This is a genomic window from Methylibium sp. (genome assembly GCF_031393925.1).
Classification (GTDB): Bacteria; Pseudomonadota; Gammaproteobacteria; order Burkholderiales; family Burkholderiaceae_C; genus Methylibium.
Genome location: NZ_JANMWL010000263.1, coordinates 13,195 through 28,263, shown reverse-complemented (window position 1 = coordinate 28,263; position 15,069 = coordinate 13,195). Strand labels below are relative to the sequence as shown.

17 protein-coding genes are annotated in these 15,069 nt (G+C 67.7%); 8 read left to right on the top strand and 9 right to left on the bottom strand.

Translation table 11 applies throughout. From position 1 onward, the window contains the following. From rpsA to RMO12_RS13895, 7 genes are all read left to right on the top strand, one after another. Positions 1 to 1,303: 30S ribosomal protein S1 (gene rpsA, locus RMO12_RS13925; protein ID WP_309639740.1), on the top strand; the 1,303-nt coding region annotated here is incomplete at its 5' end. A 118-nt stretch (positions 1,304 to 1,421) separates the two neighbouring features. Beyond that, positions 1,422 to 1,757 carry an integration host factor subunit beta gene (locus RMO12_RS13920; protein WP_309625649.1) on the top strand — a complete coding sequence of 112 codons (336 nt, stop codon included), beginning with the start codon at positions 1,422 to 1,424 and terminating at the stop codon, positions 1,755 to 1,757. Between the two features lie 39 nt (positions 1,758 to 1,796). Beyond that, positions 1,797 to 2,126, top strand: coding sequence for a LapA family protein (locus RMO12_RS13915; RefSeq protein ID WP_309625650.1), 330 nt, complete (start codon positions 1,797 to 1,799; stop codon positions 2,124 to 2,126). Then, positions 2,116 to 3,285, top strand: a complete 1,170-nt coding sequence (lapB, locus tag RMO12_RS13910) for a lipopolysaccharide assembly protein LapB (RefSeq protein ID WP_309625651.1) — start codon at positions 2,116 to 2,118, stop codon at positions 3,283 to 3,285. The genes RMO12_RS13915 and lapB overlap by 11 nt, the downstream gene beginning before the upstream one ends. Then, a complete protein-coding gene (rfaE1, locus tag RMO12_RS13905; protein ID WP_309639739.1) occupies positions 3,282 to 4,211 on the top strand; it encodes a D-glycero-beta-D-manno-heptose-7-phosphate kinase in 930 nt (309 codons plus the stop codon). The genes lapB and rfaE1 overlap by 4 nt, the downstream gene beginning before the upstream one ends. Before the next feature lie 88 nt (positions 4,212 to 4,299). Next, positions 4,300 to 5,289 (top strand): ADP-glyceromanno-heptose 6-epimerase, encoded by a 990-nt coding sequence (gene rfaD / locus RMO12_RS13900; protein WP_309639738.1) that lies wholly within the window; start codon positions 4,300 to 4,302, stop codon positions 5,287 to 5,289. Next, complete coding sequence (locus tag RMO12_RS13895) at positions 5,286 to 5,624, top strand: helix-hairpin-helix domain-containing protein (RefSeq protein WP_309639737.1); 339 nt, start codon at positions 5,286 to 5,288, stop codon at positions 5,622 to 5,624. The genes rfaD and RMO12_RS13895 overlap by 4 nt, the downstream gene beginning before the upstream one ends. Here RMO12_RS13895 and RMO12_RS13890 read toward each other — a convergent pair. From RMO12_RS13890 to dnaE, 3 genes are all read right to left on the bottom strand, one after another. Further along, positions 5,546 to 6,829 (bottom strand): patatin-like phospholipase family protein, encoded by a 1,284-nt coding sequence (locus tag RMO12_RS13890; RefSeq protein WP_309625488.1) that lies wholly within the window; start codon positions 6,827 to 6,829, stop codon positions 5,546 to 5,548. The two genes, RMO12_RS13895 and RMO12_RS13890, sit on opposite strands and share 79 nt — an antisense overlap. 269 nt (positions 6,830 to 7,098) lie before the next feature. After that, complete coding sequence (locus tag RMO12_RS13885) at positions 7,099 to 7,536, bottom strand: hypothetical protein (protein WP_309639736.1); 438 nt, start codon at positions 7,534 to 7,536, stop codon at positions 7,099 to 7,101. 131 nt (positions 7,537 to 7,667) lie between these two features. Then, positions 7,668 to 11,321, bottom strand: a complete 3,654-nt coding sequence (dnaE, locus tag RMO12_RS13880) for a DNA polymerase III subunit alpha (RefSeq protein ID WP_309639735.1) — start codon at positions 11,319 to 11,321, stop codon at positions 7,668 to 7,670. A gap of 101 nt (positions 11,322 to 11,422) precedes the next feature. Between dnaE and RMO12_RS13875 the strand changes: the two genes are divergently transcribed. Continuing rightward, positions 11,423 to 11,749 (top strand): DUF4864 domain-containing protein, encoded by a 327-nt coding sequence (locus RMO12_RS13875; protein WP_309639734.1) that lies wholly within the window; start codon positions 11,423 to 11,425, stop codon positions 11,747 to 11,749. A gap of 61 nt (positions 11,750 to 11,810) precedes the next feature. Here the strand turns inward: RMO12_RS13875 and RMO12_RS13870 are convergent, their stop codons facing one another. From RMO12_RS13870 to RMO12_RS13845, 6 genes are all read right to left on the bottom strand, one after another. Then, positions 11,811 to 12,350 (bottom strand): DUF3237 domain-containing protein, encoded by a 540-nt coding sequence (locus RMO12_RS13870; RefSeq protein WP_309626955.1) that lies wholly within the window; start codon positions 12,348 to 12,350, stop codon positions 11,811 to 11,813. Between the two features lie 87 nt (positions 12,351 to 12,437). After that, complete coding sequence (locus RMO12_RS13865) at positions 12,438 to 13,067, bottom strand: glutathione S-transferase (protein ID WP_309639733.1); 630 nt, start codon at positions 13,065 to 13,067, stop codon at positions 12,438 to 12,440. 161 nt (positions 13,068 to 13,228) lie between these two features. Next, positions 13,229 to 13,624, bottom strand: a complete 396-nt coding sequence (locus RMO12_RS13860) for a GNAT family N-acetyltransferase; N-acetyltransferase (protein ID WP_405029684.1) — start codon at positions 13,622 to 13,624, stop codon at positions 13,229 to 13,231. Continuing rightward, positions 13,605 to 14,045, bottom strand: a complete 441-nt coding sequence (locus RMO12_RS13855) for a hypothetical protein (protein ID WP_309639742.1) — start codon at positions 14,043 to 14,045, stop codon at positions 13,605 to 13,607. The genes RMO12_RS13860 and RMO12_RS13855 overlap by 20 nt, the downstream gene beginning before the upstream one ends. Before the next feature lie 87 nt (positions 14,046 to 14,132). After that, on the bottom strand, positions 14,133 to 14,531 hold the full coding sequence (gene crcB / locus RMO12_RS13850; protein ID WP_309639732.1) for a fluoride efflux transporter CrcB: 399 nt from the start codon (positions 14,529 to 14,531) through the stop codon (positions 14,133 to 14,135). Next, complete coding sequence (locus RMO12_RS13845) at positions 14,528 to 15,013, bottom strand: molybdenum cofactor biosynthesis protein MoaE (RefSeq protein WP_309639731.1); 486 nt, start codon at positions 15,011 to 15,013, stop codon at positions 14,528 to 14,530. Before RMO12_RS13845 ends, crcB begins: the two co-directional genes overlap by 4 nt. Positions 15,014 to 15,069: the final 56 nt, after the last annotated feature.

Here is a 15,069-nt window from a genome sequence, read left to right as displayed (position 1 = left end):
CCGTGCCTTCCTGCCTGGCTCGCTGCTCGACACGCGTCCGGTCAAGGACATGACGCCGTTCGAAGGCAAGACGATGGAGTTCAAGGTCATCAAGCTCGACCGCAAGCGCAACAACGTCGTGTTGTCGCGCCGTGCCGTGGTGGAGGCTTCGATGGGCGAGGAGCGCTCCAAGCTGCTGTCCACCTTGCGCGAAGGTGCCTTCGTCAACGGCGTGGTCAAGAACATCACCGAGTACGGCGCCTTCGTCGACCTCGGCGGCATCGACGGCCTGCTGCACATCACCGACATGGCCTGGCGCCGCGTGCGCCACCCGAGCGAGGTGGTGCAGGTTGGCCAAGAGCTGACCGCCAAGGTGCTGAAGTTCGACGCCGAGAAGAATCGCGTCTCGCTCGGCCTCAAGCAAATGGGCGATGACCCATGGGTCGGCGTTTCGCGCCGCTACCCGCAGAGCACCCGCCTGTTCGGCAAGATCACCAACATCGCCGACTACGGCGCGTTCGTCGAGATCGAGCCCGGCATCGAAGGCCTGGTACACGTCTCCGAGATGGACTGGACCAACAAGAACATCGCGCCCTCCAAGCTCGTCACGCTGGGCGAAGAGGTCGAAGTCATGGTGCTCGAGATCGACGAGGACAAGCGTCGCATCAGCCTGGGCATGAAGCAGTGCAAGGCCAATCCCTGGGACGAGTTCGCGCAGAACCACAAGCGCGGCGACAAGTTGAAGGGCCCCGTCAAGTCGATCACCGACTTCGGCGTGTTCGTGGGCCTGGCCGCTGGCATCGATGGCCTGGTGCATCTGTCCGACCTCTCCTGGCACGAGCCGGGCGAGACCGCGGTGCGCAACTACAAGAAGGGCCAGGAGGTCGAGGCGCTGGTGCTGGCCATCGACGTGGAGCGCGAGCGCATTTCGCTGGGCATCAAGCAGCTCGACGGTGACCCGTTTGCCAACTACACCACCATCAACGACCGCGGCATGACGGTCACCGGCAAGGTCAAGACGGTCGATGCGCGAGGCGCCGAGATCCAGCTCGTCGACGACGTCACCGGCTATTTGCGCGCTTCGGAAATCTCGCGCGACCGCGTCGAGGATGCACGCAACATGCTCAAGGAAGGCGACGAAGTCACCGCGCTGATCATCAACGTGGACCGCAAGACGCGCTCGATCCAGTTGTCGATCAAGGCCAAGGACAACGTCGACAACCAAGAGGCGATGCAGCGTCTGTCACAGACCTCCGAGCGCGAGAACGCCGGTACCACCAGCCTGGGTGCCCTGCTCAAGGCCAAGCTCGACAACAAGAACTGACGGCTCGCGCCGAGGACGCCCGCGCGTCCTCGGCATGCCGTCATCGTGCCGCGCCGCAGGGCGCGGGGCAAGACCGCTGCAAGACCGCGAACAAGACTTCTCAGGCACGCCTCGTTCGATGACCCGCTCCGACCTCGTCGCCCTGCTCGGTGAACGCTTTGGCCAGCTGACGCACCGCGACACCGAATTCGCCGTCAAGACCATCCTCGACGCCATGTCGAACGCGCTCGCGCGCGGCCACCGCATCGAAATCCGTGGCTTCGGCAGCTTCTCCATCAACCGCCGACCGCCCCGCATGGGCCGCAACCCGCGCTCCGGCGAGCAAGTGGTGATCCCCGAAAAACTGGTGCCTCATTTCAAACCCGGCAAGGCCCTGCGCGAAGCCGTCGACGCACGCACCGCGGCCCTCGAGGCCGAGGCCGCGCAGCACGTCGGCGAGCCGCCCGTCGCTTAGGCGTTTCGCGGGCCGCTGGCCCCTAGAATCCGCCCGACCATGCGTGCCCTCCTTTGGCTCTTTCGGGCCGCCGTGTTCTTTGCGCTATTTGCGTTCGCACTGAACAACCAGCACGACGCCGCGCTCAAGTGGTTCTTCGGCCAGGAATGGCGCGCCCCCATGGTGTTCATCGTGCTCGGCGCCTTCGCGCTCGGCTGCGCCGTCGGCATCTTCGCCATGCTGCCGAGTTGGTGGAAGCACCGACGCGTGGCCCGGGACCAGCGCGCGCCACGCGCCGACGTGGCGACCACCGTGCTCGACTCCAATGCCGTCCGCAATGCCGAGGCGGTTGCCGCCTTCGCCGAGCATCCGCCGCGCGATGGAGTTTGATGTCCAGACCACCCTCGCGCTGACCCTGCTCGGGCTGATGGTCGCGTTCGCGCTCGGATGGCTGGCGTCGCGCTTCGACGTGCGCCAGTGGAAGCGCGAGCAGCAGGAGTCGCCCAAGGCTTATTACAAGGGCCTCAATCTGCTGCTCAACGAACAGCAGGACAAGGCGATCGACGCCTTCATCGAAGCGGTGCAACAGGATCCCGGCACCTCCGAACTGCACTTCGCGCTGGGTAATTTGTTCCGTCGCCGTGGCGAGTACGAGCGCGCGGTGCGCGTCCACCAGCACCTGCTCGGGCGCGGCGACCTCTCGGCCACCGAGCGCGAGCGCGCCCAGCATGCGCTGGCGCAAGATTACGTGAAGGCCGGGCTGTTCGACCGCGCTGAAGAAGCGTTTCGCGCGCTCGAAGGGACCGCGTTTGCCACCGACGCGCGGCTCGAACTCCTCGCCCTGCACGAACGCTCGCGCGACTGGCACGCCGCCGTCGACACCGCCCGCAAGCTCGAAGCGAGCGGCGCCGGCTCGTTCGCCAGCCGCATCGCGCACTACGGTTGCGAACTGGCGCTCGAGGCCGACGCACGTCGCCGCGGCGACGAGGCCGCCGACGCCTTGCGCAAGGCGCGCGAGGCGGCGCCGCAAGCCGCCCGGCCGCGCGTGCTCGAAGGCCAGCGCGAGGCCCAGGCCGGGCGCCACCGCGAGGCGCTCGCGGTGTGGGACGAACTGCTCGCCGTACAACCCAATGCCTTTGCGCTTATCGCCCTCGATTACGCGACCAGCGCCCTGGCCTGCCATGACGAGGCGGCCGCGCGCACGCGCCTGCAGGCGGTCTACGAACGCGCACCCAGCCTCGACGTGCTGAGCGCGCTGCTGCGCCTGGCCTCTGGCGCCGACGATCGCCTGGCTCTGCTGCGCGAGCACCTGCAACGCCACGCCACGCTGTCCGGCGCGGCAGCGCTGCTCAAGGAGCAACTGGCGCAGGGCGTCGCCGCCACACCCGCCGACACCGAAGCCCTGCAGCAGCTGGCCGCCGCCGCCGCCAAGCCGCTGCACCGCTACCGCTGCGCGGCCTGCGGCTTCGAGGCGCAACATTACTTCTGGCAATGCCCCGGCTGCCACGGCTGGGACAGCTACCCGCCACGCCGATTGGAGGACCAATGACAGTCACCCCGCAACGCCTCGCAGAGGCGCGTGTGCTCGTGGTGGGCGACGCCATGCTCGATCGCTACTGGTTTGGCGCGGTCGAACGCATCTCGCCCGAAGCGCCGGTGCCGGTGGTCAAGGTCAACCGCGAGGAAGAGCGCCTCGGCGGCGCGGCCAACGTGGCGCTCAACGTCAAGACGCTGGGCGCGCAAGCCACGCTGCTCACCGTGGTCGGCGACGACGAGCCGGCGCGCACGCTCGAGCGCCTGCTCAAGCGCGACGGCGTCGCTACCCTGCTCGGCAGGGACCCCAAGCTCTACACCATCGTGAAGCTGCGCGTGATCGGCCGCTCGCAACAGCTCATTCGCGTGGATTTCGAGAACCAGCCCGACCACGAGGTGCTCTCGGGCATGCTGGTCGACTACGAGCGTGCCTTGCCCGAACACGACGCGGTGCTGTTCTCCGATTACGGCAAGGGCGGCCTCACGCACATACCGCGCATGATCGAGCTGGCACGCGGCGCCGGCAAGCCGGTGCTGGTCGATCCCAAGGGCAGCGACTACCGCCGCTATGCCGGCGCCAGTGTGATCACGCCCAACCGCGCCGAGCTGGCGCAGGTGGTGGGCAGTTGGAGCGACGAGGCTCAACTCCTGCAGCGCGCCCAGGCGCTGCGCACTGAGCTCGGCTTGCAGGCGCTGCTGCTCACGCGCTCCGAAGAAGGCATGACGGTGTTCGACGCGGCCGGCGACGCCAGCGTGCCGGCGCAGGCCCGCGAGGTGTTCGACGTGACCGGCGCCGGCGACACCGTCATCGCCACGCTCGCTGCACTCATGGCCTGCGGCCTGAGCGCGCGCGAGGCCATGCCGCTGGCCAACCGCGCCGGCAGCATCGTGGTGGGCAAGTTCGGCACCGCCAGCGTGCGCTACGAGGAGTTGTTCACATGAGAGTGGTCGTCACCGGCGCGGCGGGTTTTGGCTTCGACATGACTTTCGGGCGCAAGTCAGCCTGCACCGAAACCCGCAGGAGGCAGCCATGCGTGTAGTCGTCACCGGCGCGGCGGGTTTTATCGGCAGCAACCTCGTGCAGGGCCTCAACCGGCTCGGCATCGACGACGTCATCGCCGTCGACAACCTGAGCCACGGCGCCAAGTTCAAGAACCTGCTGGGCAGCCAGCTCAGCGACTACTTCGACAAGTCCGAGTTCTACGCACGCTTCGCACGGCGCGAGTTCGGCCGCGTCGAGGCGGTGTTCCACGAAGGCGCCTGCTCCGACACCATGGAGCACGACGGGCGCTACATGCTCGACACCAACTACCGCAATTCCAAGGACCTGCTCGACGCCTGCCTCGCGCACGGCACGCGGCTGCTCTACGCATCGTCGGCTGCCACGTATGGCGCGAGCAGTGCCTTCACCGAGACACCCGCCAACGAGCAGCCGCTCAACGTCTACGGCTACTCCAAGCTGCTGTTCGACCAGGTCGTGCGCCGCCACCTGCCCAGTGCGGCGATTCAGATTGCCGGCTTTCGTTACTTCAACGTGTATGGCCCGCGCGAGCAGCACAAGGGTCGCATGGCCTCGGTCGCGTTCCACCACTTCAACCAGTTTCGCGAGCACGGCCACGTCAAGCTTTTCGGCGAGTACGGCGGCTGTGCGGCCGGCGAGCAGCAGCGCGATTTCGTCTCGGTCGACGACGTGGTCGCCGTCAACCTGTGGTTCTTGCAGCATCCGTTCGCGAGCGGCATCTTCAACCTCGGCAGCGGCCGCGCCCAGCCTTTCAACGACGTGGCGCACGCCAGCGTCAACGCCGCTCGCGCGCTGGCCGGCGCCCCCGCGCTGACCTTGGCCGAGCAGGTGGCGCAGGGTCTCGTTCAGTACATCCCCTTCCCCGAAGCGCTCGTCGGCAAGTACCAATGCCACACCGAGGCCGACCTCGCCGCGCTGCGCGCCAGCGGCTGCGACGTGGCCTTCAGCAACGTGGCCAGTGGCGTGTCGCGCTACGTCTCCTGGCTGGCAGCGCAATGAAGCGGGCGCGCCTGCTGGTCGTGCCGCTGCTGCTCGCCGTGGCGTCGATCGCAGCGGCGCTCGAGGTCAACACCGCGAGCCAGGCCGAACTGGAGTCGCTTAAAGGCGTGGGCACCGTCTTGTCGGCCAAGCTGATCAAAGCGCGCAGCGTGCAGGCGTTCACCGATTGGTCCGACCTGATGAAGCGCGTGCCCGGCGTGCGCACCGCCACCGCGGCGCGGCTCTCGGCCGGCGGCCTCACCGTTGCCGGCGCGCCTTACGCGGATGCAGCGGCTGCGGCGGCCGCGGTGGCCGGGAAGGCGGCGGCCTCGGCAGGCGCCGCGACGCCGCGCTGAGCGCGAACCGAGCCCCAGCCAAAGAATTGCATCACGTCGGCACGACGCGCCAGCGTGTCCGCCTCGCCGAGCGCGATCAGCTCGCGCGTGTAAGGCGCCTCGAAGAGCAGGTAGCTGGCCAGTGCCGCGCCGCGCGCCGCCTCGGCGTGCCCCGGCTCGCTGCTCTCTGGCGCCACGCCGACGCTGCGCAGCAGCGCGCGCACCGGCCGTGGCAAGGCCTGCAGGTGACGCGCCGCAATGTCGTCCAGGCGCAGGCTCGGTGCGATCACCAGCAGCTCGATGGGCCTGAGCGCGGTGCGCGCCCGCGCCTCGTCGGACAGCAGCGACAGCGTGTGATTGATGCGCTGCAGCCGCTCGATGTCGACCGCCAGCGCATCGAGAAAGATGTTGGACAAGGCATGCCCGGCGATCTGCGCGAGGCTCGGGTAACCGTTGGCGTCCACTCTCGCACCCACCGGCTCATGCAGCCGCCCAGCGCCCACCACGAGGATGCGGTCGGCGCCCAGGTGAATGGCCGGCGAGATGGGTGCGGCCTGGCGCATCGAGCCGTCACCGAAGTATTCGGTGCGGCCCGGCAATCGCAGCGGCACGGCCGGGAAGATAAAGGGAATGGCCGACGAAGCCATCAGGTGCGCAACGTCGAGCCGGCACGGCAAGGCCAGGCGGTGCGAGCGCGTCCACGGCTGCAGGCTCTGCTGCGCGTCGTAGAAGGTCACGTGCGTGCCGGCCGAGTAGCTCGAGGCGCTGATCGCCAAGGCCTTCAAATGGCCTTGTTCGATCAGCCCCGGCACACGCTGCATCGGCACCATCTCGCGCAGCAGTCCTTCGAGCGGATGGTTGTCGAGCAATGAACGTGGGTTCGCACGGCGCCAGCGCGCCAGGGCCCAGCCGGCGGTGAACAGCGTCAGCCAGCGCGCCCCGGTGCGCATCACGCCGAACGCGTCGGCGCGATAGACCTGGCCCGCCTCGAGGTTGCGCCACACCTGCGCCAGCAGTCGCACAGCGCGGTCGAACTCGTCGGCGCCAGAGGCCAGTGCGGCGGCATTGACGGCGCCGGCCGAGGTGCCGACGATGACCGGGAAGGGATTGCGATCGGGCTCGCCGGACTCACGACGCAGCCGGTTCAGGCCGGACAGCACGCCCACCTGGTAGGCGGCGCGCGCGCCGCCTCCGGTGAGGACAAGGCCAATGGTGGGGGTGCTCACACAGCGAGCATGGGTTACGGTCGGCGGCAATCCAAGGGCGGATTTAACGGTGCAACGCCGCGCCACAGCGCCCCGACCTCAGCCCTCGCCGGCCGCCCCCGAGAAGGGGTGGGGCGCCCCAAGGTCCACGAAGTGGTCTCGCGGGGCCATGTGGGCAGCACCGCAGGTGCGCGTGGGGGTCGGTGTCATCTCAGCCCTCGCCGGGTCGCCCCAAGAGGGCTGGGCGCCCCCTCGGGGGGCAGCACCGCAGGTGCGTGGGGGTCGTCATCTCAGTCGTCGTGCTTGTTCTTGTTCTTGTGACTCTTGCCCTTGCCGTGCCCGCGGTCACGTTCGTGGTCATGGTCGTCGCGCTCGTAGCCGCGACCGCCGCCATAGGACGGCACATACACCTGGTTGTACCAACTGTCCTGCACGAAATAGACGCGCTGGCCGCAGGCGTTGTAGCGGCCGCAGTGCTTGCCCCAGTTGTTGGCATGGCCGGGCGGCACATGTAGGTAGATCGGCTGCTGCACCACCGTCACCGGGCCCGGCACGATGACCACCGGCTGCGGGTACACGAGCACCGGCTGCGGATAGGCGTTACCGATGTCAATGCGGCCATAGAAGCCCGGTTGCCCCACGTTGACCGAGATGCCCACGTCGGCGGCCAGCGCCGGTGCGGCGATCAAGGTGGCCAGCACGGCACCTGCAAGCATGCGTTGGTTCATCTTCAACTCCTTCGTTATTGAGGTCACCTGCACAACGGCCATCTTGCCGCAGGCGCTGACACTCTCGAGCCGCAGGGTGTCGCGGCGTGGCCAGCACGTCACGTTTCGGTGCTGCGCGAGGTGTAACGAAATCAGTCGTAGACCACGGTGGAGCGCCCGTGTGTGCTGTTGTTCCAGCGTGCCAGCGCCGCATCGGTGGGGAAGAAGCGGCCGTCGTCGCCGAGGTCGAGCTCGCCGCGAACGGCCTCGCGCTCCAACACCAGCCGCACCGCCAGGCCCTGCTGCGTCGAGCCGTGCTCGGTCTGCACGGTGCGCGGCGGAAATTCGCGCAGCAGCTCGACGACCGGCGGCGTGCTGCCGTTCACGGCCACGCGCAAGTAGCGGCCGAAGCGGCAGCGCGCGCCGGCCAGGCTCCAGACCTGCTGCACTGCCAGGCGCAGGCCACCACCGGAAAAGCGGTCGGGCTGTACCTTGCCCTGCGCCACGATGAACTCGTCTTCGACCAGCAGCTCGCGGTGCAGGTTGAGCAGGTCTTCGTTGGCGACCGCCTCGATCGCGTCGCTCTTGTCGTCGAGCTTGAAGATCGCCACCCGCCCGCGCTGGCCGTTGACGATGCGCAGCTCGGTCACGATGCCGGCCAGCAACTGCGGTTCGCGCGAGTCCAGCAGGTCGGCGATCCGGCGCTTGGCGAACTGCCGCACCTCGGCCTCGCAGTCGTCGAACAGGTGGCCTGAAAGATAGAAGCCCAGCGCCTGCTTCTCGAGCATGAGGCGCTCCTTCACGCTCCACGGCGCGGCCACCTGCAACGCCGGCTCCTTGCTCGACGCGGCATGCGAGTCGCCCGCGTCGAACAGCCCGCCCTGGTCGGCATGAGCGGCTTGCGTGTCGGCGTAGTCGAGGGCGAGCGGCACGCTGGCCATCAGCACGGCGCGGTCAGGCTCGAGCGCGTCGAAGGCGCCGGCCTTGATGAGCGCGTCGACCACGCGCTTGTTCACCCGCGTGCGGTCAACGCGCGCGCAGAAGTCGAACAGGCTCGTGAACGCGCCTCCTTCGCGGCGACACGCCACGATCGCCTCGATGGCGCCCTGCCCCGTGCCCTTGATGGCACCGAGGCCATAACGAACGCGCCCGCGTTCGGTGTCCGAGTCTGGAACGCGGCCGCGTTCGGTATCAGCGTTCGGGACGCGGCCGCGCTCGCCCTCCGAGTCCGGGCCGCAGCCGCGTGCGTTACCTGCATCCCGCAGGCGCGCAGCGTCGATCGGCTCGAAGCGCCACACACCCGCATTCACGTCGGGCGCATCGAAAGCCACGCCGAACTGCCGGGCATCGCGCACCAGCACGCGCAGCTTGTCGGCGTCGTCCATCTCGATCGTCATGTTGGCCGCGAAGAACTCGGCCGGGTGATGCACCTTGAGCCAGGCGGTGTGGTACGCGAGCAGCGAGTAGGCCGCGGCATGGCTCTTGTTGAAGCCGTAGCCGGCAAATTTTTCCATCAGGTCGAACACCTCGTCGGCCTTGGCCTGGGTGATGCCCTTTTGCGCCGCGCCGGCGCGGAAAATGGCGCGGTGCTGCGCCATCTCCTCGGCCTTCTTCTTGCCCATCGCGCGGCGCAGCAGGTCGGCGCCGCCGAGCGAGTAGCCGCCAAGCACCTGCGCGGCCTGCATCACCTGCTCCTGGTAGACCATCACGCCGTAGGTTTCGCCGAGCACCGTCTCGAGCAGCGGGTGCGGGTACTCCACCGCCTCGCGGCCGTGCTTGCGCGCACAGAAGGTCGGGATCATCTCCATCGGGCCCGGCCGGAACATGGCGTTGAGCGCGAACAGGTCTTCGATGCGGCTCGGCTTGGCGTCCCTCAGCATGCGCTGCATGCCGGCCGATTCGAACTGGAACACCGACTCGGTGAGACCCTCGGAGAACAGCTTGTAGACCTTGGGGTCGTCCAGCGGCAGCGCCTCGAAGCTGAAACTCGCGCGCTCCGGGTGGCGCTCGACGATGAACTCCTTGGCCAGCTCGAGGATGGTGAGCGTGGCCAGGCCCAGGAAGTCGAATTTCACCAGGCCGATCGCCTCCACATCGTCCTTGTCGAACTGGCTCACCGCGCTGTCGCTGCCGGGCTGCTGGTAGAGCGGGCAGAAGTCGGTGATCTTGCCCGGCGCAATGAGCACGCCGCCGGCATGCATGCCCACGTTGCGCACCGTGCCCTCCACGCGCTCGGCCAGCGCCAGCAGCTCGGCGACTTCTTCTTCCTTGGCCTCGCGCTGCTCGATCTCCGGTGCCTCTTTGCGCGCATAAATCAGGCCGGGGTCGGGCTTGTTGCCCGGGCGCTTGAGCGTGACGGTCTTGCCCGGCGGCGCCGGCACCAGCTTGGCGATGCTGTCGACATGGCCGTAACCCATGCCGAGCACGCGGCCCACGTCGCGCAGCGCCGCCTTGGCCGCCATGGTGCCGAAGGTGGCGATCTGGCTCACCGCGTCGCGGCCGTATTTGTGCTTGACGTAGTCGATCACGCGCTCGCGGTTGCCCTGGCAGAAATCGATGTCGAAGTCCGGCATCGACACGCGCTCGGGATTGAGGAAGCGCTCGAACAGCAGGTTGTAACGCAGCGGGTCCAGGTCGGTGATCGAGAGCGAATACGCCACCAGCGAGCCCGCGCCCGAACCGCGCCCAGGCCCGACCGGACAGCGGTGGCTCTTGGCCCAGTTGATGAAGTCGGCCACGATCAGGAAGTAGCCCGCAAAGCCCATTTTCACGATCGTCGCGATCTCGAAGTCGAGCCGCTCCACGTAGCGCGGGCGCTCGCGCTCTCGCTCTCGCTCATCGGCCGCGGGGTAGAGCTGGCGCAGCCGCAGCTCCAGGCCCGTGTGCGAGACATGCCGGAAATAGGCCTCGGGTGCCATGCGCTCGCCCTCGACCAGCGGAATGGGAAAGTCCGGCAACTGCGGCTTGCCGAGCGTGAGCGTGAGGTGGCAGCGCTGCGCAATCGTCAGCGTGTTGGCGAGCGCAGAAGGGACGTCGGCAAACAAGGCCGCCATCTGCGCGCCGGTCTTGAAGTACTGCTCGCGCGTGAAGCGCTTGATGCGCTTGGGGTTGATGAGCGTTTCGCCCTCGGCGATGCACACGCGCGCCTCGTGCGCCTCAAAGTCATCGGGCGTGAAGAACTGCACCGGGTGCGTGGCCACCACCGGCAGGCCCAGGCGCGCGGCCAGCGGCACCGCCGCGCGCACGTGCGGCTCGTTGGTGGGCTGCCCGGCGCGCTGCAGTTCGAGGTAGAAGCGGCCCGCGAACAGCCGCGCCAGTCGCAGCGCCAGCGCCTCCGCACGCGCGGCATCACCGGCCAGCAGCGCCTGTCCCACCGCGCCGACGTCAGCGCCAGAAAGCGCGATCAGGCCGTCGGTGTGCTGCGCCAGCTTGGCCCATGCCACGCAGGCCTGGTGGCGCTGCAGGTTCTCGGTCCAGGCATGTGAAATGAGCGTACACAGGTTCAAGTAACCGCTGCGGTCTTGCGCCAGTAGCAGCAACCGGGTGGGCTGCTTGTCGCTCGCACCGGCTCCGCCCTCCGGCTCCAGCCACAGATCGACACCCAGGATCGGCTGCAGGCCCTTGCCGCGCGCCGCGCTGTAGAACTTGACCGCGCCGAACAGGTTGGACAGGTCGGTGATCGCGAGCGCCGGTTGCCCATCGGCCACCGCGCCGGCCACCATGTCGCCGGCGCGCAGCATGCCGTCGACGACGGAGTGTTCGGTGTGGGTGCGCAGGTGGACGAAAGCGGGGGACGGCAGGCTCATCGGGGGATTCTAGAGAGGCGCCCCGCGGCCACGGGGCCCGACGGCAGCCGAGCCGGCAGAGGCGCCGACCACCCCAGGCTCATCTGCGCAACGAGATCACTTTGCTAAATTCATTTTCGCGTGCGGTGGTGCAGGCCCAGCTCGACGCGCTGCGCACCGACGACGCCGCGGCCGCTTTCGCGCTGGCCGCGCCGGGCCTACGCGAGCAGCTCGGCACGCCCGAGCGCTTCATGGCCATGGTGCGGGCCGGCTACCCGATGCTGATCCGCCCGGCGTCGACGAGCTTCCTCGAGCCGGCACTCATCGACGGCGACGTGGCGCAAGGCGTGCGCATCACCGACGCCACGGGTCGGGTGCCGTGTGGCTGGCCGTCTACCGCCTGCAGCGCCAACCCGACCAGTCGTGGCGCATCGGTGCCTGCGAGGTGAGCCGCCGCGCAGGACAGGTGATCTGACGCGCAAGGGCGCCGCAGCGCCTGAGCGGCGCGTGTCAGCGCACGACGAAGACGTCGTACTTGACGTAGCCGCCTTCGCCGAGCTTCAACTCGACCATCTTGTTGATCGCCTGCACGCCGTTCAACCATGCGTACTTGGGCGCCGAAGTCTGGAAGGTCGGCGCGGCCATGAAGTAGGGCATGTCCTTCGTCTTGAGCACCTCGCCCTTGGCCATCTTCTCGGCGCTTTCAGCCGAATGCTGCATCACCCCGTTGTAGGAGATGTGGATCAGCGCCCCGTCGTCGGTCTTGAGCGTGGCCCGCACATCCAGGCGCAACACCCCTGAGGGCATCACGCGCAACCAGTCGCCACCGGGCGCAACGAAAGTCCCGTTGATGGCCGGGCCCTTCGCCCAGCCCCCGGTGGGTTTGACGTTGACGACCAGCATCGAACCGTCGACCGCCAACGGCGCGTCCAGCGGCGCCATGTACGTCATGAGGTATTCGGTCTTGATCTCGGTGCTTTGCGCGCCTGCCGTCAGGCTCGCGCCCTGCAGCAGCAGACCGATGGCCAGCCCGAAAGAAATCGTCGTCATGCGAAGTCGCTTCATTGTTCACTCCCGATGGCGCACCGTTGGAGGCAGGTGCCGATGCCTTGTTGCCGCGATGCCTGGTCCGAACCCTTAGGCCTTGGCGCTCGGGCGCGCCGAAACGGCGTCGTACCAGCGGCGAAGGTTCTTGTGATCGGGCGGTATTTCAACCGCCGTCCATTTGGCGAAATCGATGCCGCACAGCGTGGTCACGTCAGCGATCGTGTAGCGCGAGCCAGCGACGAATTCGTTGTCCGCGAGCTGCTTGTCCAGCTTGCTGAAGAACCGCGAGAGTCGCGCGTTTGCCCGATCGACCAGCGCCGGGATGCGCGGAACCGGCAACGCCGAGCCCGGCAAGCCGCGCTCGGCAAAGGCGTCGTTCGTGTTGCGGAACAACTCCGACGCCGCGAGCATGCCCTCTTCGTTGGCGCGCCGCTCCCACATTTCGACGATGGCCTTGTCCTTGGCGTCCGTGCCCATCAACGGTGGATCGGGATGAAGCTCCTCGAAGTAGCGCGCAATGGCCATCACCTCGCCGATCAGCGTGCCGTCGTCCAGCTCGAGCATGGGCACCATCGCGTGCGGGTACTTGGCAATGTAGGAAGGCAGCAGCCTGAAGCCTTCGCCGCTGACCTCTTCCAGGTCGACCTTGATGCCTTTTTCAGCCAGATAGATGTGCAGTCTTCGCGGGTTGGGTGCGATATGCCAGTCGTAGACTTTCATGGGCTCCTCCGGTGGAAACTAGGTGACTCGCGACGTTTGCGCGGCTCGGCAAGCGTGCGAGCATGGCCGCTACGCGGCCTTTGCGCAACCCGCCGGCTTGACAGTGCGCTGCGAGGACGCCGAGTTGCCGGCAAGCCTTGCCAATGAACGTCGGGGCTCTGCTACGTGACGGTTTCCATCGAGCGCTGTCCTCCTTGCACGTCACTGACTTGCCCCTGCACTTTGCCAAGGCGATACAGGCAATGCGTGCGGAGCGGATTGCCCTCGGGTACGCCGGGATGCTCGAAATCTTGCTGGGCATTGCGCATACCGACCCGCTCCATGACGGCTCGCGACCGCAGGTTGCGCGCGGCCGTGAACGAAACGATCTCAGGCAAGGCGAGCCTCTCGAAACCCACGCGAAGAGCGGCTCGGGCTGCCTCGGTGGCGAAGCCTCTGCCCCAATGAATTCGGGCGAGGCGCCAGCGCCATTGCCGAAGCCGCAGACGTGGTGTTTGGAGTTCAATGACTGCGTTCCCCGCCCGATCGAACAAAGGGTCAAGGCCGCCGTGTTGCACTCAGGCTCCCATTCACACCAAGCTCAGGCCTCGCGATTGCGACCAAGCCGAGGAACTGTGTCCGAGTTTCTTCTGTGCGCAGGAAGTCCATGGGAATGTGTGACTCCAGCATCCTTCCTACATCGAGCCGAAAGCTGCCGTCGTCTTCGCTTTGACGCAGGTGACGGATGTCAGCCCAAGCGATGCTCGTCATTCGACGCTGTGCAATTGACCATCGAATTCCCTCAGCGTCAACGGTCAACGTTGCTTCAATGGGCAGGAGCAGTCGATACGCCATTCCGACACCGGCGACGCCAAATGCCAGCGCAACCCAGGGCGCCCAAGTTTGAGCCGAAACAAGCCAGCAGATCGTTGCAATGGCCAGGAGGGCGCTGGTTCCCAGCAGTGATATCCAACTGCGCGAACTCACGGTCTCCGTCATGGTGATCGGCGCTCCCGGTGGCTCAACGAATGAAAGGGACTTTGCCGTCCCGAACTGGCCACGATGCGGCAACCGGCCGTTCTCCGCTCAACGCACCGCAAGCCAGGCTTGCCCGATCACCCAGCCGAGCGCGGCAGAGGCCAGCGCGCCGAGCACATGCGCGAGCGTGTGCGCGACTGCGAGCCCCAGCGCGCCGCGTTGCAGCAGCGCCAGCGATTCGATTGAAAACGCCGAGAAGGTGGTAAAGCCGCCGAGCACGCCGGTCAGGAGCAGCAGTTGCAGCAGCTCATTCGGTCGCTGTGAGAACCACGCCGCCGCCACGCCGATGGCCAGGCCGCCTGCGGCATTGACCGCCAGCGTGCCGAGCGCAAAGCCGCTCCACAGCGGGTTGAGCCACAGGCCCGCGAGCCAGCGCAGCAAGGCGCCGAGCGCGGCACCTGACATGACGCACAGCGCCTGCGGCCAGGCGGCGCCCAAGCCGCTCAAGCGTTGCTCGCCTTCAGGCCCCAGCGGCGCGCTGCGGCGTCGTCGCTCACCCGCGCGTCGACCCAGTGGGCGCCCTCGGCGGTGTGTTCCTTCTTCCAGAACGGCGCGTCGGTCTTGAGGTAGTCCATGATGAATTCGCAGGCTTGGAAGGCCTGCCCGCGATGCGCCGACGACACCACCACGAGCACGATCTGCTCGCCCATCTCGAGCGGCCCCACGCGGTGGATGACGCGGGCAGCGCGAATGTCGAAGCGGGCTTGCGCCTCGTCGATCATGGCTTCGATGGCGCGCTCGGTCATGCCCGGGTAGTGCTCGAGTTCCATGCGCTGCACGACGCCCGCACCGCCGCCCTCGTTGCGGTCGCGCACGGTGCCGATGAAGCTCGCCACCGCACCCACGCCGCCATCGCCCGCGCGCAGCGCAGCGATCTCTGCGGAGACGTCGAAGTCCCCGGTCTGGATGGTCACTCGCGCAGCGTTCATCGCGCCCGATTGTCCGTCACGCCGCGCACCCGCCGAGGGTTGGGGCGCCGCGCCGC